The 21,311-nt window shown below is 61.1% G+C and carries 16 protein-coding genes and 1 tRNA gene; 9 read left to right on the forward strand and 8 right to left on the reverse strand.

The features are described from left to right. Positions 1-77: 77 nt before the first annotated feature. From ACZ41G_RS07755 to ACZ41G_RS07765, 3 genes are all read right to left on the reverse strand, one after another. On the reverse strand, positions 78-947 hold the full coding sequence (locus ACZ41G_RS07755; protein WP_412171317.1) for a class II glutamine amidotransferase: 870 nt from the start codon (positions 945-947) through the stop codon (positions 78-80). A 139-nt stretch (positions 948-1,086) separates the two neighbouring features. Next, complete coding sequence (locus tag ACZ41G_RS07760; RefSeq protein ID WP_420804530.1) at positions 1,087-3,585, reverse strand: KUP/HAK/KT family potassium transporter; 2,499 nt, start codon at positions 3,583-3,585, stop codon at positions 1,087-1,089. 325 nt (positions 3,586-3,910) lie between these two features. Beyond that, complete coding sequence (locus tag ACZ41G_RS07765; RefSeq protein WP_412171316.1) at positions 3,911-4,870, reverse strand: TatD family hydrolase; 960 nt, start codon at positions 4,868-4,870, stop codon at positions 3,911-3,913. 489 nt (positions 4,871-5,359) lie between these two features. On the opposite strand from ACZ41G_RS07765, the gene ACZ41G_RS07770 reads away from it, so the two are divergent. Next, the gene (locus ACZ41G_RS07770; protein WP_464145185.1) at positions 5,360-6,838 is read left to right on the forward strand and encodes a C1 family peptidase; all 1,479 of its coding nucleotides are present in this window, start codon (positions 5,360-5,362) and stop codon (positions 6,836-6,838) included. 416 nt (positions 6,839-7,254) lie between these two features. Here the strand turns inward: ACZ41G_RS07770 and ACZ41G_RS07775 are convergent, their stop codons facing one another. Continuing rightward, positions 7,255-7,611 carry a winged helix-turn-helix transcriptional regulator gene (locus tag ACZ41G_RS07775; protein WP_033507100.1) on the reverse strand — a complete coding sequence of 119 codons (357 nt, stop codon included), beginning with the start codon at positions 7,609-7,611 and terminating at the stop codon, positions 7,255-7,257. 222 nt (positions 7,612-7,833) lie between these two features. Between ACZ41G_RS07775 and ACZ41G_RS07780 the strand changes: the two genes are divergently transcribed. From ACZ41G_RS07780 to ACZ41G_RS07790, 3 genes are all read left to right on the forward strand, one after another. After that, positions 7,834-8,466 carry an NAD(P)-dependent oxidoreductase gene (locus ACZ41G_RS07780; protein ID WP_464145187.1) on the forward strand — a complete coding sequence of 211 codons (633 nt, stop codon included), beginning with the start codon at positions 7,834-7,836 and terminating at the stop codon, positions 8,464-8,466. Positions 8,467-8,641: 175 nt separating this feature from the next. Continuing rightward, positions 8,642-9,544: a protein-ADP-ribose hydrolase gene (locus tag ACZ41G_RS07785; RefSeq protein WP_026503332.1), complete on the forward strand. Its 903-nt coding sequence runs from the start codon at positions 8,642-8,644 to the stop codon at positions 9,542-9,544. 89 nt (positions 9,545-9,633) lie between these two features. After that, positions 9,634-10,641, forward strand: coding sequence for an SIR2 family NAD-dependent protein deacylase (locus ACZ41G_RS07790; RefSeq protein WP_464145190.1), 1,008 nt, complete (start codon positions 9,634-9,636; stop codon positions 10,639-10,641). Between the two features lie 145 nt (positions 10,642-10,786). Here ACZ41G_RS07790 and metG read toward each other — a convergent pair whose 3' ends face one another. Further along, positions 10,787-12,685 (reverse strand): methionine--tRNA ligase, encoded by a 1,899-nt coding sequence (metG, locus tag ACZ41G_RS07795; RefSeq protein WP_464145192.1) that lies wholly within the window; start codon positions 12,683-12,685, stop codon positions 10,787-10,789. Positions 12,686-13,029: 344 nt separating this feature from the next. Between metG and ACZ41G_RS07800 the strand changes: the two genes are divergently transcribed. Together ACZ41G_RS07800 and ACZ41G_RS07805 are read left to right on the forward strand one after the other, a co-directional pair. Next, on the forward strand, positions 13,030-13,788 hold the full coding sequence (locus ACZ41G_RS07800; protein ID WP_464145193.1) for a hypothetical protein: 759 nt from the start codon (positions 13,030-13,032) through the stop codon (positions 13,786-13,788). A gap of 206 nt (positions 13,789-13,994) precedes the next feature. Next, on the forward strand, positions 13,995-14,195 hold the full coding sequence (locus tag ACZ41G_RS07805; RefSeq protein ID WP_464145195.1) for a variant leucine-rich repeat-containing protein: 201 nt from the start codon (positions 13,995-13,997) through the stop codon (positions 14,193-14,195). A 164-nt stretch (positions 14,196-14,359) separates the two neighbouring features. Here ACZ41G_RS07805 and rsmI read toward each other — a convergent pair whose 3' ends face one another. Beyond that, positions 14,360-15,277 (reverse strand): 16S rRNA (cytidine(1402)-2'-O)-methyltransferase, encoded by a 918-nt coding sequence (rsmI, locus tag ACZ41G_RS07810; protein WP_239646937.1) that lies wholly within the window; start codon positions 15,275-15,277, stop codon positions 14,360-14,362. A gap of 104 nt (positions 15,278-15,381) precedes the next feature. Here rsmI and ACZ41G_RS07815 point away from each other — a divergent pair, with 104 nt between their 5' ends. From ACZ41G_RS07815 to ACZ41G_RS07825, 3 genes are all read left to right on the forward strand, one after another. Then, positions 15,382-17,163 carry a dolichyl-phosphate-mannose--protein mannosyltransferase gene (locus tag ACZ41G_RS07815; protein WP_464145197.1) on the forward strand — a complete coding sequence of 594 codons (1,782 nt, stop codon included), beginning with the start codon at positions 15,382-15,384 and terminating at the stop codon, positions 17,161-17,163. Between the two features lie 754 nt (positions 17,164-17,917). Next, entirely contained in the window at positions 17,918-18,748 is an 831-nt protein-coding gene (locus ACZ41G_RS07820; RefSeq protein ID WP_033507090.1) for a DedA family protein, read from the forward strand. A gap of 200 nt (positions 18,749-18,948) precedes the next feature. Then, a tRNA-Ala gene (locus ACZ41G_RS07825) sits at positions 18,949-19,021 on the forward strand. A gap of 618 nt (positions 19,022-19,639) precedes the next feature. Here the strand turns inward: ACZ41G_RS07825 and ACZ41G_RS07830 are convergent. Both ACZ41G_RS07830 and ACZ41G_RS07835 read right to left on the reverse strand, forming a co-directional pair. Beyond that, positions 19,640-20,332, reverse strand: coding sequence for an MgtC/SapB family protein (locus tag ACZ41G_RS07830; RefSeq protein ID WP_441482196.1), 693 nt, complete (start codon positions 20,330-20,332; stop codon positions 19,640-19,642). Between the two features lie 46 nt (positions 20,333-20,378). Next, positions 20,379-21,104, reverse strand: coding sequence for an HAD family hydrolase (locus ACZ41G_RS07835; protein WP_441482195.1), 726 nt, complete (start codon positions 21,102-21,104; stop codon positions 20,379-20,381). Positions 21,105-21,311: the final 207 nt, after the last annotated feature.

Here is a 21,311-nt window from a genome sequence, read left to right on the forward strand (position 1 = left end):
AGCTACACGGGAGCAATCGCAGGGAGCTGCCCTCATAAGCCCCTAGCGTGGACAAGTTGTAGGCGACCGCCCGCAACTCAGATGGATTCGACGCGGAACTCGCCGGTACGGTTCGAGGCGACGAGCATCTGGTCGTTGTCAAGCTCCGTCCAGCCGTCGGCCTCGCTCTGCGGGAAGCCGGAGCTGGCGACGACCACGCCCTCCGCCGTGCCGTCAACGCCCAGAATTCGCCGATACCGAATCACGCGATAGTCGATAGCATGCTGCTGCCAGCCGTACCCCGAGTAGACCTCCATGATGCGCGGCGGAACCTCCGTCCGCCCGGACGCGCGCAACGCCACCAGCTGGTCGCCGCTTTGAATCATGCAGTTGTAGCTGGATTTCGGGTAGCTCTGCCGCAGCTCGCGCACCGCCTGGGCGACCGCCTCATCCAGCGGGAAGCCGAAACCGATGTACTCCAGAATCACCGCGAAGAACACCGCGGAATCGCTGCGACCGCCCGTGGACAGGAATACGCTGTGATCCACGGGAAAATCACGGTTCTCAATGATATTGCGGCCCTGATCGTCCGAAATATCGCCATTATGGATGAAGCTCAGCCCGTTGGCGAAGAACGGCTGCTGGTTCTCCAGAATCAGCGGCAGATGCGAGCTGGCGAGACGGAAATGCCACAGCGCGCCGCGAGCCGGCTGCTGGGCGAGATCTTCAAACACCGGGTCGTGCAATGCCGACGTAGTGGTCTTGTACAGGCGAGTGCCGGTTTCAGGCGAAGGCGCGCCGCCATCCCTGCGGTACGGCGGTTCCTCGGGCGTGCGCAACGAAGCGGTGCCCCAGCCGTCATTGTGGACCACGCTCATTGCACGGAAGTCCTTGACAGCCTGACCGCCCAGCACATCCTCCAGACTGCGGTTGAGACCCGCAGTCGCATAACCCAGTAACCTGCACATAACCATCCACTCTAACGGGCGGCGGGACACAGCTGGTGCGCGTGGCTATAGGGGTTGGTTATAGCAAAGAGCCGCCCCTGCGGACGGCTCTCGATCGCTGCAGTCATTGCTGCTGTCGCCGGTTCAGCGGCGGCTTCGGTCACTGGCTCTTGCGCTGGCCTGTTGATTGGCGCGACGAACCACCCGATTTCGCTGTGCCGTGATGCTGCAGGGCGCGGTCGGACTTGGCCTCGGCGCCCTGCTGCGAGCCTTGTTTCGCAGGCTTAGCGGCGGACTGCTTGCCGGCGTTGCTGTCGGGCTTCACGGAGTTATCTGCTTTCGCCGTAGTATCGGGCTTGGCGGCAGTTGCAGTTTTCGCGGGTTTCGCCGGTTTCTCGGACTTCACCGCCGGTTTCGTTGACGACTTCGCCGACGATTTCGCCGTGGGCTTTGTCAGCGCGAGCACGTCCTCACTGGACTCAATCTGCCGCAGGTTATTCGCTTCACGCTTGAGTCTCGGCGGCCGACGCGTCGACAGGAACAGCGGCTGCACCTCAATCAGCGGATTGTACGGAGCCAGACCGAACCACTTGACCGGCGAACCCGCCGCATGGCGAATCGCGTACTTCATCTGCAAAGACAACGCACCACGCTGCGAAATCGTGGACTCCGGCATCAGCGCCTTGTGGATCAGCACATACTTGATCGTGCCTACTCCCGGATCGGCGTCGAGCTTCGGGTACTGAGACTTCTGCTGCGGCAGCTCGCCCGTATGCTCCAAATCGTGCATGATTTGGTGGATGTATGCAGGAATGGACTGAGAGACCTTGAATCCGAGCCGAATCTTCACGCGGAACAGATAATCCGTACCGAAATTCTCCACCGAATACTCGCGGGTGAACGGCTCATCGGTCGTCTGCACGGACACAGCCCACCATGCGCGTGCACGCTTGGGATGGTCCGCGAAAATCGAGAAGAAGATGTCGGTGTCAAGCCGCTTCATTTCGCTGTCAGATGTCAGATACACGATATTGTCTGCGAAATACGGGATACGGAAGTCCCCGTGCAGCTTTTCGAGTGCAGGCAGGAAATCCTTGCGCTTCATATGACGACGCTGCGAACGTTCGATCTTCGTGCCGTCGTTCCACGTGACCATGATCATCAGAATCATCAAGGTCAGCAGCATCGTGAACCAGCCGCCGTGCATGAACTTCGCCATCGAGGCGATGAAGAACATGATCTGGATGGACAGGAACACGATCGAGAACACGATTGCCCCGACTTTATGTCGGTTGTACCACATGTACACGGCGAGCAGCACAGTCGTGGTGATCATCGTGATGGTCAGTGCGAGGCCGTAGGCGGCGGAGATATGCTCCGAATCGCGGAACAGGAACAGCACGGCGAGCGTGGCGACGCACAGCACGCCGTTGACCACCGGGATATACAGCTGGCCGCGTGTACGGGCCGGGTAACGCACTTGCAGATGCGGCATCCAGTTGAGGCCGGTGGCTTCGGCGACCATGGTGAACGCGCCGGTGATCAGCGCCTGAGAGGCGATGATGCCTGCGGTGACCGACAGCGCGACCGCAAGATAGCGCACGCCCGGGCTCATCATCTGGAAGAACGGATTGAGGCTGTCCACATTCTCCAGAGCGGGATTGTGCTGGTTACGCAGCATCCACGCACCCTGCCCGAAGTAGTTGAACACAAGCGCGATCTTGATGAATGGCCAGGTGAAGTAGATGTTGCCGCGACCCACGTGGCCCATATCCGAATACAGCGCCTCGGCACCCGTGGTCGACAGGAAGACCGTGCCCATCAGGGCGACGCCGGCGGCGTTATGCGGGCTGAACAGGAAACGGAGGCCGTACACCGGGTTGAGGGCAGCGAAGACGCTCCAATCATTGCCCAGGTTGAACACGCCCACGACGGCGAGGAAGCCGAACCACACCATCACGATGCTGCCGAATACGCGGCCGATGCTTTCTGTGCCACGTGATTGCACCGAAAACAGCAGCAGGATGATGATCGCGGTGATGATCATCGTCAGGTTCGCGTTCTCCCGGAACAGCGGTTCGAACACGGGGATGGTTTTCAGACCCTCGACTGCCGAGGAAATCGAGACGGCGGGGGTAAGCACCGAATCCGCGAGGAACGCGGCGCCGCCGAGCATCGCGGGGATCGCCAGCCAGCCGCCATACTTACGAATCAACGAATACAGGGCGAAGATACCACCTTCGCCTTTGTTGTCGATGCGCATGGCAATCAGCACATATTTGACGGTGGTAATCAGGGTGATTGACCAGAATACCAAGGACAGCACACCGAGGATCGCTTCCCTGTCGGCGTGCTGGATGCCGCCCTGCCCGTTGAGGAAGGTCTGCATCGTGTACAGCGGCGAGGTGCCGATATCGCCGTACACCACGCCCAGCGCGACAACCGCCATCGCGAAGGTGACCTTGTTCGGACCGGATTGCACCCGGGTCCACCAGCGGCCGATAGCCCCCTTGGTCGCTGTTTTCGCGAGCTTTTCTGCTTCCTTATGTTCTTCTTCTTGCTGCTTGGCGATTACCTCACGCTCTTCTTTGGTCGTCGTCTTGCGAGAGACCTTGGGCGCGTTGGTGAAGGTATCGGCCTTCAGCAACGTCTCACGCATACGTTCATCAGCTTGCTGCTCTTCTGATTGCTTGGGCTGATTGGCAGTATGCGAAGATTCACGCTGCCGTGATTCCGCCATAACATTCCTCCATCGGCGGGGACCCTCCCCGCTCGTGAACACTCATGCCTGGCAAGCGAATCGTAGTACCATCACGATTCCTTTACAGACAGCCGCAAGTCTATACGACGGCCACGAGATATTGCAACAATCCGGGCGCAAAATGGGGGTATTTCACAGTTCTGTCTAATTTTCACAACCACCGGGAATGCGCCGTCATCGGCAACTTGCTGCGCATCCCTGAGACGCCGGGCGATCCGTTCGCTCAAATGCCGTACACCTTACGCGTAGTGCGACGGGTGGCGCGCGCGACCTCAGCCACCGGCAGGTCGAAGACCTCGGCAAGCGCGGCCAGTGTGTACGGAATCATGTACGGCGCGTTGGTGCGCCCGCGGTAGGGCATCGGGCTCAGATATGGAGCATCTGTCTCCACCATGATGTGGTCGAGACCGACGAGTCGCGCCGATTCGCGGATCCCGTCGTTGCCCTTGTAGCTGACGGTTCCCGAAAAGCTTAGATACCAACCGTGCTCCGCAGCGATGCGCCCCATCTCGGCGTCGCCGGAATAGCTGTGGAACACCGTGCGTTCGGGGCTGCCATCCGCGAGCAACGTGTCGATGACTTCCCGATGCGAGTCGCGGTCATGGATCTGCATGGGCAGGCCTAACTCCTTGGCGAGCGCGATATGGTCGCGGAATGCTTGTCGTTGCAGCTCTTTGGCGCCTTCACCAGTACGGAACAGGTCCATGCCGGTCTCGCCGATCGCTACCACTTCACGCGGGTGGTCAAGGGCCAGCCGGTGCACTCTCGCGAGCGCATCCTCGAAACTGACGTCATGGTAAGGCTTGTAGCTCAGTGGCAGACCGTCCGGCCCGGGAACGCCGCGGTGACCGTGCAATACGGCCTCATTGGGGTGGATGGCGATCGCCGCATGCACGACACCCGGGTGGTCGAGGGCCATCTGGACGGCGGTGCCGAGATTCGGATATTCGCAGCCGACATCGATGACCCCCTCAACGCCGACGGCCTGTGCCTGTGCGAGCAGCTCATCGACCGAGTACACGGGCACCGGCGGCTGGTCGCGTTCGATGGCCTGCCGGTTCATTTCGCGGGAGAAGGGGACGACGCTCGCCACATGCGTGTGATCGTCGATGACGCGCGCGTCGGTGGGAAGCGGCTCAGGGGCTGGCGCCCAGCTGCGGTCGCGATGGTGATGCTTGGACATGGCTTCCAGTCTAATCGGGGGCGGCATTGATGGGCCAAGGCATTGACTGATTGGCTGATTGGCTCCTTGACCGCTTGACTGTCCAACTGCCTGATTGCTTGGCTACCTGATCGCCCAGTTGTCCAGCAGCCCAACTTCCCAGTTGCCCGAAATATTCCGCCCGGTTGCGTATGTGATGTCATACGCAACCATGCGTAAGTCACGAACGGACGGCGAGACCCCTTGATATCCGTCGGCTCGCGCATGTCCGGACATACGCGGCAACGCACAAGCGACATCTGAGGGCTGCCGGACGCTTGCTTTGACGCGCGACGTATGTCCTGACATACACGCGATACCGCACGCAACCGAGAGCGAACGACCGACAGCACACGACCGACGGCAAGCAACCGACAGCCCGGAACCAGCCCGGAGTACGATGAAGGTTTTGGACATATACGCATGGCACGCGTACACACTCAATACCGACACACACAAGCAAGGAGCATCATGGCGAAGAACGACACCACCAATTCAGACGATTCCAAAGCGTTGCGGCCAGAACAGCTGCACGAATTCTCCCAGCGGTTCAACGCCGACCGGGCGAACGCGGTCGCGGCGAACGCAGCCACCAGCGTGGGCGTGCTGAAGGCCGCCACCGATTATCATGGCGTGCGTGCGCTCCCGCGTGACTTCTCAATCGAACTCAAGCAGGGGTCGATCACGAATCAGGAGCATTCCGGCCGCTGCTGGATGTTTGCCTCGCTCAACACCCTGCGCTATGAGCTCATGCATCGTTGGAAGCTTGAGGATTTCGAGTTCTCCGAATCCTACCTGTTCTTCTGGGATGCGACCGAAAAATCGAATACGTATCTGGAGAACGTGCTCGCAACCCTTGACGAGCCGACCGACAGCCGCGTATTCGAAATCATCAATGATACTGTTGCCGACGACGGAGGCTGGTGGCAGATGTTCGTTGCGCTGGTCAACAAGTACGGTCTGGTCCCGAAGTCCGCATACCCGGAATCCGCGAATTCCCGCAATTCCGACGCATTCAAGCAGTATCTGAACACCAAGCTGCGCGAGTTCGCCGCCGATTTGCGTGACCGTCATGCGGCGGGCGAGAGCCTGGAAGCGCTGCGCGCGGCGAAAACCGAGGACATGGCGACCGTGTACCGCATCTGCTGCATCGCGCTGGGCGAGCCGCCGGAACGGTTTGATTTCCTGGCCCGCACCAAGGGTGACGATGATGCCGACAGCAAGAAGGGCCACGACAAGGCGTCTGCGGATCCGTCGAATGCCGGCAAGACGACTGATGCCAAGGACAGCAAAGGCGAGGACGGCCGCGACGACCGCCCGCAAATCCGTGAATATGGCATCACGCCGCTTGAATTTGTGCGCAAGTATGTGCCGGTGGATGTCAATGACGCGGTCACGCTGTGCAACGCGCCGATGGCCCGCACCCCGTTCGGCAAGCGCTACCGAATCAAATGGACCGCGAATGTGGCGGAAGCCGGGGATATGGAGTTCGTCAACGTGCCGCTCGACGTGTTCCGTAAGGCGGCGGTCGACCAGCTCAGCGCCGGGCACCCGATCTGGTTCGCATGTGATTGCATGCAGTTCTCGCTGCGTGACGCCGGGATTTTCGACCGCGGCACCGTGCGCGTGGACCAGCTGTTCAACACAGAGTTCACCTTTGATAAGGGTCAGGGCTTGGAATACTGGGATTCCGCAAGCAATCACGCAATGACGCTGACCGGCGTGAATCTGGACGCCGACGGCAAGCCGAATCGTTGGAAAGTCGAGAACAGCTGGGGCAAGGACGCCGGCAAGGACGGCTATTATGTCGCGTCGGCCAACTGGTTCGATCGGTTTGTCACCGAGCTGATCATCCGCAAGGAATATCTGGATGAGGCCACAACGGCGATTCTCGGCACCGAACCGGTGGATATCGAGCCGTGGCAGCCGCTGACTCGTCGTTGCGACTGAAATCCCCGTCATCCTCACAAACTGGCTACGCTGAGCGAGATCCCAGCGTAGCCAGTTTGCAAAAGGGAACGGCGGCACGTCATTCGACGCCACACTTGGCTGTCGTGCCGCCGCGTGACGTACCGCCGCGTATCGCGTCAATACGTGCCATGCCGCCGCACGTCATGTTGTCGCAAGAAAGAAGAAACCCGGCGGTGAGAAGCCGCCGGGCGAGAGAGAAGAGAGAAGAAGGGGTTCAATTATGGGGCCGACCTATGGGCCTCGCCACCGGTCGAACCGTTGACATGTATTATGTAACCGCTCGATTCTTGGAATAACGATGCGCGTTTCTGAAAAAACTCTGGCAAATATGTAACGAAACTGTGTAGACGTGGTCACATTCCAGCATGTTGTCGCATTTACCAGCCCGAAACACACTACCGCCCAGCGGCAATCCTCTTCTTATAGGCCGTGCCCCACTGCTCCATCGCGTCGAGGACCGGCTTCAAGGTGCGCCCCAGCGGCGTCAGCGAGTATTCCACACGAGGAGGCACTTCCGCGAAGACATGCCGCTCGACCAAGCCGTCGGCCTCCATCTCGCGCAGTTTCGACGTCAGCACTTTCTGCGAAATGCCGCCGATGGATTGTTTGAGCTCACCGAACCGCTTGGTTCCGGGCATCAGATCGCGCAACACAAGCACTTCCCACTTGTTGCCAATCAGCTTGAGCGTGGTTTCGACCGGGCAGGCCGGCAAATCCTGGGGCGACACGCCGAGAGCCGTCTTTTCGGTCATGATTTTTGCTCCTCGTTTTCCTTGAAACTATCAAATTGTTACCGATTAGCACCCAAGGCACTTTCCCTTGCCTGGTTTCTTTTTGTAACTATACGCGCTATAGTCAATAGTGTCAAAAAGAAACAGAGGTTCAAAAAGATACTGACATGCTTCGCAGCGCGGTCATCCGACCGGCAGCGCGCCACGGATCGAACTTGAACCAACAAACAGAGAGGAACACCAATGACCTCCATCGCAGTTGTTGCAGCAAACGGCAAGGCCGGCAAGCTCATCGTCAAGGAAACCGTCGATCGCGGCTTCGACGTCACCGCCGTCGTGCGCGGCGAGAACAAGACCAACGCCCAGCACGCCATCATCAAGGACCTGTTCGACCTGACCGCCGACGACCTCAAGGGCTTCGACGCGGTCGTGGACGCCTTCGGCGCCTGGACCCCCGACACCCTGTCACAACACTCCACCTCGCTCAAGCACCTGGCGGACATTCTCTCGGGCACCGACACGCGTCTCATCGTGGTCGGCGGCGCAGGCTCGCTGTACGTGGACCCCGAGCACAAGACACAGCTCGTTGACACCCCGGACTTCCCGGACGCGTTCAAACCGCTCGCCAAGGCACAGGGCAAGGCCCTCGCCGAGCTGCGCGAGCGCAAGGACGTGCGCTGGACCTTCGTTTCCCCGGCTGCCGATTTCCAGGCTGACGGCGAGCGCACCGGCAAGTATATTCTCGCTGGCGAAGAGCTGAAGCTCAACGATCGCGGCGAATCCATCATCAGCTATGCCGATTATGCCATCGCCATCGTTGATGAGATCGCCGAGGGCAACCATATCGGCCAGCGCATCTCCGTGGTGCGCGCCTGAGCCTGAGCCGCGCCCTTGCCGCTCTTCGCGATAATCGACGTCAAGCCAATGCCCACCTCCCACAACCGGTACGATACCGTCATGAGAGGTGGGCTTGTCTGTCACGCGATGTTACGAGCGCGCCCCGGGCACGAGACAAACCCAAAACGGCCCCCCACCCCCAGAAAGGCATGACATGAACCAGCTTGCGCAACGCTTGACACCGCTGGTGAGCTACCTTGCCGACGAACGCGCCCACACCGGCGGCTGGACGCCGGGTATCCGCACCGATGAAGCGGCCCTGTCCGCCATGACCGCGCAGGACCTGTGGGCGCTGTTCCGTGCGTTCGTGAACACGCGCGAACCGATCGAGCCGGACAAGGGGTGGCTCAAGGACCAGGACGCCCTGTTGCACGATATCATCGCAGACCGGGGTATCACCGCCATCGACGACGCCTGCGTCATCCCTTCCGCGACCGACCCGCGGCTGCGGTTGTGGCGCGGCGATATCACCGCGATTCGGGCGGATGCCATCGTCAACGCGGCCAACAGCGAGATGCTGGGGTGCTGGGCGCCGGGGCATCTGTGCATAGACAACGCCATTCACACCTTCGCAGGCGTCGAACTGCGCCTGGAATGCGCGCGGATTATGCGCGAACAAGGCACGCCCGAGGCGACCGGACGCGCGAAAATCACACCGGGGTACAATCTGCCGGCTACGCATGTCATCCATACCGTCGGCCCAATCGCCGCCGGACACCCCAGCGACCGCGACCGCGAACTGCTCGCCTCAAGCTATCGCAGCTGCCTCGATCTCGCCGTCGCACACGGCCTGCACAGCATCGTGTTCTGCTGCATCAGCACTGGGGTCTTCGGCTTCCCACAGCAGGAGGCAGCTGAAATCGCCGTGCGCACTGTGCGTGCGTGGCTTGACCGGCATGCGGACACAAGCGCCAGGGCCGACCGATCAGGCGAACCGGCCGATTCAGACCATGACAGCACTCCGACAACGCCGACCGTCATCTTCGACGTCTTCGGCGAGGCGGACGAGCATATCTACCGCCAGCTGCTCGGCATTCCCGGGAACCAGGCGGCATAGGCGGCAAGCACACCGCCGACCCACAGCGCCGGGCCCACAGCGCGCCAGCATCCATCACAACCCCGCGGAACCCGCAGAAAGAAGCCACCATGCCGTTCACGTCACTGTTCACGCCATCGGCCATCAATCCACCGGCGACGGATGATCGCGACACATCCGAGGACGCCATCACCCGTCTCACGAACACTATCCACGATGCGGACACCATGGTGGTCGGCGCAGGTTCGGGTATGTCCACATCCGCCGGATACACGTATTCGGGCGAACGCTTTGAACGGTATTTCAGCGATTTTGCACGCGCATACGGCATCGGCGACATGTATTCCGGCGGGTTCGCCGAATACCCGGACCTCAACACCTACTGGGCGTGGTGGAGCCGTCACATCTACATCAACCGCTATATGGCCCCGCCCAAGAATACGTACGGGCTGTTGCGCAGTCTGCTCGACGGCCATGATTACACGGTCATCACCACGAATGTTGACCACTGCTTCCAGCGGGCCGGCTTCCCCGACGACCGCCTGTTCTGTACGCAGGGCGATTACGGGCTGTTCCAAAGCTCACGCACCGGCACCTCCCGCACCTACGGTAACGAGCGGGATATCAAGCGCATGCTACTCGCGCAAGGCTTCACCTTCGCGCACATGACCGCCGACACCGCCGACGACTGGGGTGAGCTGATTGCACCAGACGAGGCCGGCGGATGGGCCGGCATCGGCATGACAATTCCGGACGACCTTATCCCGTATTGCCCGGAAGATGGCTCCCCCATGGCGCCGAACCTGCGCTGCGATGACACCTTCGCTGAGGACGAGACATGGCATGAGTGCGCGGAACGATACCAGACTTTCCTCGACACCCGCCGGGCATGCGAGGCTGACGGCAGTCGGACGCTGTTCCTTGACTTGGGCAGCGGTGGGAACACGCCGATCATCTTCAAATTCCCGTTCATGCAGTGGACTTCGGTCAACCGCAATACAATCTACACGAGCATCAATCTCGGCGAGGCGGTCACCGCGCCGCAGATCGCCGATCGGTCCATCCTCATCAACGCCGACATCGACGCCACGCTGCGCGATATCGCTTCGAGAGGGTAAGGTAAACCGATTCGCAGAGCGACAGGCAGAGCACCACAATAGAAACAACCAGGCGGCGGGGCCCACCCCACAGGGCAGATCCCGCCGCCTGGCATATTCGCTTGATTCGCGTGATTCACGCAATCCGCGATTGTTCAGCCGGCGATTATTCAGCCGTCTTGGCCGGCTTGCCAGCGGCCTCTTCCTCAGCCAGCTGTGCCTTCGCCTTGGCCAGACGCTCGGCTTCCGCGGCCTTGCGCTGGGAAAGCTGCTCTTCGAAGCGATCGAGCTCCTCCTGCACAGCTTCCTGCGGAATCTTCGCGAAAATCGGCTTCGGCTTGGCGACCGGAGCGCCGGTGTCAATGGCCTCGCTCTTCCACGGGTGCACATTCACACCGAGCTTGTAATCGCCAGTGATCACCGGGTAGTGGAAGTCCGGATTATCAAGATCCTCGACCTCCTCGATATGCGGCAGCGGCGAGAACGTGCCCTTGCCGCCGAGCGCCTCCCACACCTTCTGCGCGGAATGCGGCAGGAATGGAGCGAGCAGGTGGTTCGCGTCCGCGACGGCCTGCGCGGCCACATGCAGCACGGTGGCGAGATGCTTCTCGTCATCCTTGATCTTCCACGGTTCAGTGGCGGAAATGTACTTGTTGATATCGCCGACTACGCGCATCGCCTCGTTCAGCGCGTTCTTCTGGTGGTGGCGCTCAATCAGCCCGCCAACCACGTCGAAGGCCGCCGATGTCTCCTCGAGCAGCGCACGGTCCTCGGAGGTCATCGAATCCTCGTCAAGCTCCGGAATCGCACCGAAGTTCTTGTAGATGAGGTTGGCGACACGGTTGACCAGGTTGCCCCAGCTGGAGGCGAGCTCCTCATTGTTGTGCCGCACGAATTCGGCCCACGTGAAATCGGAATCTGAGGTTTCCGGGCCGGCCACGGAGATGTAGTAGCGCACGGCGTCCACCGGGTAGCGTGCAAGAATATCCTTCACGTAGATCACGATGCCGCGCGAGGAGCTGAACTTCTTGCCTTCCATGGTCATGAACTCGCTGGCCACGACCTGCTCCGGCAGGTTGAGCGGGCCGAGCTTGCCGGTCTCGCCACCCTTTGAGCCGGCGCCGTTGTAAGCAATTATTTCGGACGGCCAGATCTGGGAGTGGAAGGTGATGTTGTCCTTGCCCATGAAGTAATAACCCGGGGTTTCCGGGTCGTTCCACCAGGCGCGCCACGCCTCGGGATCGCCCTTGCGACGGGCCCATTCGATGGATGCCGACAGGTAGCCGATCACCGCGTCGAACCACACGTACAGCTTCTTGTTCGGGTTGTCAATCCAGCCCTTGACCGGCACGGGGATACCCCAGTCGATATCGCGCGTGATGGCGCGGGGCTTGACTTCCTTGAACAGACCGAGCGAGAAGTTGATGACGTTGGTACGCCAACCTTCACGCGTCTTGAGCCAGGCGAGGTTCGCTTCGGCCAGCGCCGGCAGGTCGAGGAAGAAATGCTCAGTTTCCTCGAAACGCGGGGTTTCGCCGTTGATTTTGGAGACCGGGTTGATCAGCTCGTCCGGGTCGAGTTCGTTGCCGCAGTTGTCGCACTGGTCACCGCGTGCACCGTCGGCGCCGCAGATCGGGCAGGTGCCTTCGATGTAACGATCTGGCAGGGTACGCCCGCTGGACGGGGAGATGGCGACTTTCTGCGTGCCCTTGTAGATGTACCCGTTCTTCAGGCACTGTTTGAACAGTTCCTGCACGACATGCTCGTGGTTCGTGGTGGTGGTGCGGGTAAACAGGTCGTAGCTCAGGCCGAGATCGCACAAATCCTTGGCAATCACGCGGTTGTAGCGGTTCGCGAGTTCCTGCGCGCTGACCCCTTCTTTATCGGCCTCAACGAGAATCGGGGTGCCGTGCTCATCGGTTCCGGACACCATCAGCACGTCATTGCCCTTCATGCGCTGATAGCGCGCGTACACATCCGACGGGACGCCGAAGCCGGCGACATGCCCGATATGGCGCGGACCGTTCGCGTACGGCCACGCAACATTGACCAAAATATGACTCATACGCCCGATTATCAGGCCCAGCGCGGACAGAGGAAGCCGCGCACAAGGGCGCGGCAGACGCCACGCGTGCCCCGCACAGGCTTCACGCGGGTCTCACACACGCTTGGCACGCCTGATACGGGTCTGACACGGTCGTCGTTGACCAAGTACGGGCCGGCACGGCGACAACCTTGCCAAGCGTGCGGAATCCGCATCGGAATTTTGCGCAAAATACCGCCAATCCGTTCTGCGGTCCGCGAGTTATCCACAGGGCAGATGATTGTCATGCAACGGGTAATCACGGTTATGCACATTTCGGTCCGACGTCGTTGCCGGCGCGAAATCCCGCCGGTATCTTTCCTCGTATGACTATGTTGACAGGAAACGCACCGCCAGGGTGCGCACAGGCTCACCGTCGTCCGGAGGCATCCGAGCGGCGTCACCAATCATGTCCGGCGGCATCGAGGCACGCCGGCGATTACGAGGGGGATGCGCGATATCGTGCGGGCGGCAAGGGGACGCCGGAACGCCGTCGCGCGATTCAGCACGGTCATCCGATCATCCGCACATGCCGCCTGCCCGGCCCGATGTGCATCACGCGTATGACCGATTATGGCGTGCTGCACAATTTCGATGACATCAGCGCATATCTGGGGGAACATTCCGATACTCCTGACGGCAGAGGGCTGATTTGCCGGCATGCATCGCCGATGAACGTGGTCGCCTGTGCGTCGCTCGCCGCATGGATCTGGGTGGGAGGGGACTTTCCCTCAACCATCGATGTGGTGTCCGACGCGCATTACCGTTCGCCGGCGCACGGGCGCAGAATCCGTCCGTTCAACCGGCAGATCGACAGTCAGTACATCATCACGGTCGGGGGGATGAAAGTCACGTCGCCGGCGAGGACCGCGTGTGACCTCGCATTGGTGCAGATCGACGCGTCAGACGAACAGCTTGAGGTGGCAGGAACCATCCGGTGCCTGATGAGCCGCTACTCATTCGGCATGGCCGACTGTCTTGCCATCTTCAATACGGACAGCCGACACTGGCCGAATATCCGACAAGCCCGCGAGCTGCTGACCGCCGCGGCGGGCGCGCCGGACGGCAGACAGGAGCCGACATGAGCATACGACGACGATTATCGGCGACATCCAAACCGAACAGGACAGCTGAGGCGACGGGAGCGATGGGAGCAGCACAACGGTTGCGACGACAACGATGGGCGCCTGCTGACTCTGCGGGGCATCCGGGTGTGGAGTCGGGCGCCGCGCCGATCGCCGCGCCGGGTGTGCTGTCTCCCCCGCCTCCGCCGCTGGTGGTTACGCCCGGTATGGCTTGCGACCCTGATACCGATATGTCCACGCTGTGGCTGATTGCGCGCGAGCACCCACATCTGCGCAAATGGCTCATCGCCAATCCCAAGGCGGATGCCGCCCTGCTTGAATATGTGTCGCAGGCGGGCGGGCCCGGTGTCCGCGACGCGTTCGACATTCTGTTCGGGGAGGCCACGAGCGGGGAGACCACGGGATGAGCATGACCGCATGATGGACAAAACGTGGGACGGGCGCGGTTGCCCAAGACGGCTGAACGGGCAGACGGCCGATTACCACAGAGACAGGGCTGACGGGAGCGAGCGGCACACAGTCGGACGATGCCGGGGACGCGCCGAAAACAGCGCAATCGGGGACGCGCGAATCAGGAACGCATCTCAAGCACGGCGGTATACACCTGCTTGCGATTGGCGAGTGAGCCGTCCGGCAGGGGGTGTTCCTGTACAACCTGCGCGATGGCGTCCTTGATGCGCAGTCCGTCTTCGCGCGCGCGGTCTATTGACAGCACGGCCAGATCCTCCACACTCAACGCGGAAGGCGCACTATTCCGCGCCTCGTCGTCGCTCGCGCCTTCAATGACCAGCACGATTTCGCCGCGCGGCGGATCGTCATCCACCGACTGCTTGATCTGCGCAATCGTGCCGCGTCTGATTTGCTCATAATCCTTGGTCAGCTCGCGGCACAACGCCATCCGACGATCCGGCCCGAACTCCCCCAGCAGGTCAGGCATGGTCTCAGCAATACGGTGCGGCGTCTCATAGAACACGATGGTGCGCTGCTCGGCACGCAGCGAACGCAGACGCTGCATACGTTCGGCATGCTTGCGCGGCACGAAACCCTCATAGCAGAACCGGTCTGTAGGCAACCCCGATAGCGCGAGCGCATCCAGCACGGCGCTCGGCCCGGGTGCGCATGTCACCGGCAGGCCACGCTCGATAGCTCGGCGCACAATCGCGAGGCCGGGATCGTTGATGGTGGGCATGCCGGCGTCCGAAACCACCAGCACCGTGGCACCCTCCTCAACACTGTCCAGCAGCCCGTCCGCCTTGTTGCGCTCATTGTGGTCATGGTAGGCGACGACTTTGCCGCTGACATGCACGCCGAGGCGGTTCGCCAAGTCGTACAGGCGCCGGGTGTCTTCCGCGGCGACGATGTCCGCGCGCTCCAGCAGGGCCACCAGCCGCGCCGATGCGTCGCCCACATTGCCGATCGGCGTGGCTGCAAGTACCACCGTCCCGGCGGGCACTTCGACACGCACACCGGCGGATGTCTCCGTGCACATGTCGTTTTCCGCGTGTTGGTGTCTATCATGTAAGGACTGCGGCGCCGACTGGCGTCCTTCGATGTCACTGGTCATATATCCAGTATCCTCTACCTTTAGGAGTGATGGTGTTGAGTTCCGTGAATTCTGGGCGAACACGCCCGTCGGCGAGCGTCGGCGGCTCCCAGTTCCGCTTGCGTGCGCGGCTCGCTGCCGCACCCCGTTTGGTTTCCTGGCTGTTGACTGTGCTGGTGGCCTTCTTCGGTGGCCTGTTGCGGTTCATCCGGCTTGGCGAGCCACGCGCTGTGGTGTTTGACGAAACCTATTACGTCAAGGACGCGTGGACGATGCTACTGACCGGCGAGCCGCGCAACTGGCCGGAGTTCTTGACGCGCGACAGCCTGGATTTCCCCGTCGACACCTTGTTCGCGCAAGGCGACACGAACCGGTGGCTGAGCAGCGCCGAATATGTCGTGCATCCGCCAGTCGGCAAATGGTGCATCGCGCTCGGGTTGAAACTGTTCGGCGGCGCCGGCAACACCTTCGCATGGCGTGCGAGTACGGCGATTGCGGGAACAATCGCGATTATCATCATGATCCGCGTGGCGTTGCGGCTCTTCAACAACATGTCGATCGCGCTGTCCGCGGGCCTGCTCATGTCCGTCGACGGCGTGGGCATCACACTCAGTCGCACCGGCCTGCTTGATATCTTCATCATGGTGTTCGTACTCGGCGCGTTTGATTTACTGCTGATGCACCGCGATTGGGCGCGGGTCAAGCTCCGGGCGCATTACGCGGTCGATGCCGCGCGTCGGGATGCGCACTGGGTCCCGGACACGTCCCGTCGCGCACGCCGGGCGCAGCGCAAGGCAGCAGCCGGCGATTCGGGTGTTGCCAGCGGCGATGTCAACGATACGACCGGTACCGCCGGCGCCGCAGTATCGTCATCGGCCAACACGGCCGGACGCAACCAAAGCATGCTGCTTGACGCGCGCGGCCCGGTCATCGCGTTCTCCTGGTATCGTGCCGCCGCCGCGATTCTTATCGGTCTGGCGACCGGCGTCAAATGGTCCGGCATCTACTTCATGGCGGCGTTCTGCGTCATCAGTGTGATTTGGGACGCATGGGAACGCTACCGCGCAGGCTACCGCAGCTGGCTGTCCACCGGGCTGCTGTGCGACGCGCCGCTGACCGCGCTGTATATGCTCCCGCTATGGGCGGGCACGTATCTTGCCGGATGGATCGGCTGGTTCATCCACCCGGATTCGTACATGCACGACTGGGCGCGCAACAACCCCGGCCAAGGCATCACCTGGCTGCCGGAGGGATTGCGGTCGTTTGCCGAATATCACGTGGAAATGTGGCAGTTCCACACCACGCTCGACACGCCGCATGATTACAAGGCGAACCCGCTCACATGGCCGTTGCAGGTACGTCCGACCAGTTTCTACTGGCAGGAGCTTGACGGGCATCCGGGGCTGTGCTCATTGGCACCCCACTCCAAATGCGTGGCGGCCGTGACATCCCTGGGCAATCCCCTGATTTGGTGGCTTGGCTCCCTGTGCGTGATCATCGGGATCATCATCGCCATCGTCAAGCACGGTGACTGGCGCATCTGGGCGGTGCTCGCCGGCTTCATCGGCGGGTGGCTGCCGTGGGCGCAATACCTGCACCGCACCACCTTCACGTTCTACTCGATTGTCATCTTGCCGTGGATTATTCTCGCGATCTGTTATGTCGGCGACCATGTACGCCGACGGGTCAGCGCCGGAACATGGCGGATTACGCTGGCGGCCACGCTGCTGCCGATTCTGCTGGTGTCGGTGTTCTTCTACCCGATCTGGACGGCGATGCCCGTTCCGTACGAGTTCTGGCTGAGCCACATGTGGTTCAAGTCGTGGATTTGAGGCTCCGGTCGGGATCGGCAGCAACCGGCCGCGACCGATGCCGACCTATCGGCGTGTGGTGCGACTGACAAGTCGCACGGTGAACCGGTACCTGTGTGCCGTGCCAAGACGCCGCCTGCGGTATCCGGGCGCCGTGCGACCACACAGTCGCACCACAGCCAGATACCATCCCAAACCCGCCCACGGCCGACGCTACCCGGCAGGCATGCGCCCTCCCGATTGCACCGCGCCTAGATAGCTTCCGTCAGCACACGCTGGCGTGCACTGCTTCTCATCCAGGAACCTGATGGATTCGCAAGTCCGCGCCCGTACCGCCTTGACACCCCCTGATTGCGTCGATTCCCGGCACCGAGCCGCATCACTTACTGTGAGATTTCCGCTCTCGTGGACATCCCAGCCAGAACCACCAGATTCAGCCTGGGTATTATCAAAGATTACCGCGATTCACGTACCGTCACCCCGATAAGACGACCAATCAAGCTCGCCGGAGCCGGTGTCTTCAGGCGCCACCACGGATTCTGCATCTCAGGGCGAAACCGGCATCAACGCTTTGCCCAAGCCGGAGCTCAGCTTGTGACACCATATGTTCACCGCGGGTTCGTCATATGTTTCTATACGATAATCTCGTGAAACTGGCGGTCGTACACCCTACCTCGCGGGGCGCACGCGGTAGGCTTGAACGGCAATCGTATCACCGCCAGACGGACGGTCGCTGCCTGTTGGCACGCGACATCCGACATTCGACAAGGATATTATGGGGTTCATTGATTTTCTGATCCGGCTGCTCAAGGATCCACGCGCGGCCATCGCATCCTGGATTGCCATGGGCGTCGCGCCCACGTTGGGGTTCATCTTCCTGATTGTGTTCATTGAGACCGGCGTGGTGTTCTTCCCGTTCCTGCCGGGCGACTCGCTGCTGTTCGCCGCCGGGTGCTTCGCCGCCGCGGACGCGACGACAGGCAAGGCCGCGCTCCCGCTCAATATGCTACTGCCCGTTGTGTGGGCTGCCCCGGTCATCGGCGACCAATGCAATTACTTCATCGGTCATTTCTTCGGCCGGCGGATCATCGAATCCGGCAAAGTCAAGGCGATGACGCCGGAACGCCTCGCACGCACCGAAGGCATGATCGACAAGTGGGGTCCGCTCGCCGTGTTCCTAGGGCGTTTCTTCCCGTTCATCCGCACGTTCATGCCGTTTATTTCCGGCATTTCCGGCATGAAATGGCGCCGTTTCACCCCGTTCTCCGTGCTGGGCGGCCTGACCTGGTCGACCCTGTTCACGCTGCTCGGGTATTTCTTCGGCGGGATTCCGTTCGTGCAGAACAATTTTGAGCTGGTGATTGTCGCGATTCTGCTGATTTCGCTGACGCCAACTTTCGTCGGGCTGATCAAGGCGCGGACCGGCAAACAGCGCGGGCGCGGGCGCAGTGCGGAACCAGCCCGGCATGCGGCCGCTGACGCCGGTATCGGTGCTGAGATGCTTTCCAATGACTTGTCAGGGGCAGACGTGCTGAGCGCGGAAACCATCGCCGCTGCAACCGTCAAGGACGCCGCCGATCTGACCGAGGCGACGCCGCAGGACTGAAGCAGGACTAACGCAGGCGGGCTCATCGTCGTCGTTGACGCAATGGCGACTTTGTACATGACGGCTGTTGTGCCGCGGCTGGTTGCCGGCAACCCGGGCACAATCAGACGCAACACGCCTATGACACCGTGCTGGATTGCACTTGGCAACATCTTGTACTAGACTTTGGTGAGTTGTCTCGATGAGCAATCACCGGACACGGGGCTGTAGCTCAGTTGGTAGAGCGCTTCGTTCGCATCGAAGAGGTCGTGGTTTCGATTACCATCAGCTCCACGAAGAACCCTTCTGCATTCCACCGCAGGAGGGTTTTTCTTTACCATGCGAGGTGATGGCGGGGTTCTGGGGTAACCGTCGAAGTTATGGGTTATCAAGGTTACGGCCAAAGGTATGTCCGACGACGGCATCCACCAGCGGTTTACCCATACCTTACCTTCTGCCGACGCTCAACGGCATCCCCGCGTCGGCAGAAGCAGGAACTGAAGAGCAATCACGACGTCTCATGATCGATGTTCTCGACGCGTTGACGATTACCCGACTATTGCGGCAGGGCGATCTGCATGATGCCATCATGCGCCGGAATCTCAATTTCTCTTGGAATCCGCCCTCGAGCGTGAGATTTTCAGACTTTTCTCTGAAAAACTCAACGAGAACGGCGCATCGCTCGAGATTTTCAGTATTCACAGGCACGCGAGCCAACGACGAAGCATCATCCACCGCCCCGACACCAACTACCACGGCGAAGTAGCCCGATAGCACCGCCGCGGTCACAACTACACAAACCAGTTACGCCAGACGGCTAGTTTGCGTAGACAGTTTGTGGAGGGAGGCGTTGACTCTTTGGGCCGATTGATCGATTAGCTGATTGATTGATCAACCAATCGTGGCCGCCCGTCAGTCGTCGCGGGAGAGGACGTCGATGTCGCGCACGCCGTCGACTTGCGCGATATCGCCGATGCAGTCGTGCAGATCGCTTTTGTTGCCGGCAAGCCGCAGTTCGACCGCAGCACCCTGCCATGAATCCCCGTCGACATCGTGCGTGGAGACGACTTGCGTCTCGAACCCATGCCGCGCGGCGATCAACAAGGCTTGACGCAAAGCACCTTTGCCGTCCTGGTAAGTGACCCGAATCACGTAGTCGCGGTCGCGCTTAAGCGCCCAGACCACAAAAGGCGCAATCGCCAGCACCACCACGAAATACAGTCCCGTAATCAGTAACGCCAGCGGGAACATCCCTGCCCCGCACGCCATGCCCACAGCCGCCGCAATCCAAATCGCGCATGCGGTAGTCAACCCGCGAATCGTATCGTGGTTGAAGAAAATCACGCCTGCACCGAGGAATCCGATACCCGTCACCACCTGAGCGGCGATACGCGAAGCATCCCAAGTGACAGAAGCTCCGACGACCGCCGGCACACCCTCAATCGACACCATGGCGAACAGGCAGCTGCCCAGACCGACCAGAATATGCGTGCGGATTCCCGCGTCCTTGCGCCGCACCTCGCGCTCGAAACCAATGAGACCACACAACACCAGCGCCGCCACGACGGCGACGACATCCATCCATGACAACGGCACCACTCGCATATGGTCACCTCCGCGTTACTCGACAGCAAACCTCCTGATTCCAAGCCTAGCGCGGATTCGAAGCCGCCCCGGCCGCCCCGGACATTCCAGCCGCTCCGGACGCCCCAGCCACACGTTCCCGCACGAACCGTTCGAACGTTTCGGTGGTGACTCCCTGATAGCCGCGTATCGACGCATACTGCGGTCCGTTGGACGTATCCGCCCGCATATATCCAGTCTGGGCGATGGTAGTCGCCCCGGATGCGGCGGCCGAACGCAGACCGCTCATCGAATCTTCGACGGCAACGCAGTACGGCATCATATCCGCCCCGATGCCAAGCAACTTCCCTGCCGCAAGGTAAGGCGCCGGATCTGGCTTCTTCGCGACATCATCATCCCCGCAGATATAGCCGGCGAACACGCCCTCCGGCGCCTGCGCGACCAGGTTTTGTGCAAGATTGCGCGGCGATGTGGTCACCAGCACCGAGGGGATTCGCGCCGCCGCCAGCGAGCGCAGTACATCCAACACGCCCGGAATCCAAGGCATGCGCAGACGCTCCTGCTGGGCGACATAATCAACCATGCCTTTGGAGATTTCCTCAACCGTCAGCGCCGTCCCGCGTTCAATCATCTGCCGGGCGACTTGGGGCACGGGGGTTCCGGAGCCCTGCCAAGCGAGATCCTCGTCCCAGTACCCGCCGTGCGCGGCCGCGAGACGCAGCTCGGATTCATGCCAGTACGGTTCTGAGTCGATAAGCGTGCCGTCCATATCCCAGAACACTGCTTTCAACATGTCTGCCTCACTCGTAAAAAGTCGTGCGGATGCGCGGCCGCCTGCGGGACATTGCCCGGGCAACCCACCGTCGCCATCTTCTCATATGGCACGTAGAAGCTGGTTCGGTTAAGCTGTCAGAGCGCGCAGGAGCCATCGGCATGGACAGCAGCCTCGCACAAAGCCTTGCAGGCGTAATTCTTCCGGGAGAACTGACGGATTTTCCCA

The organism is Bifidobacterium porcinum (assembly GCF_055378475.1).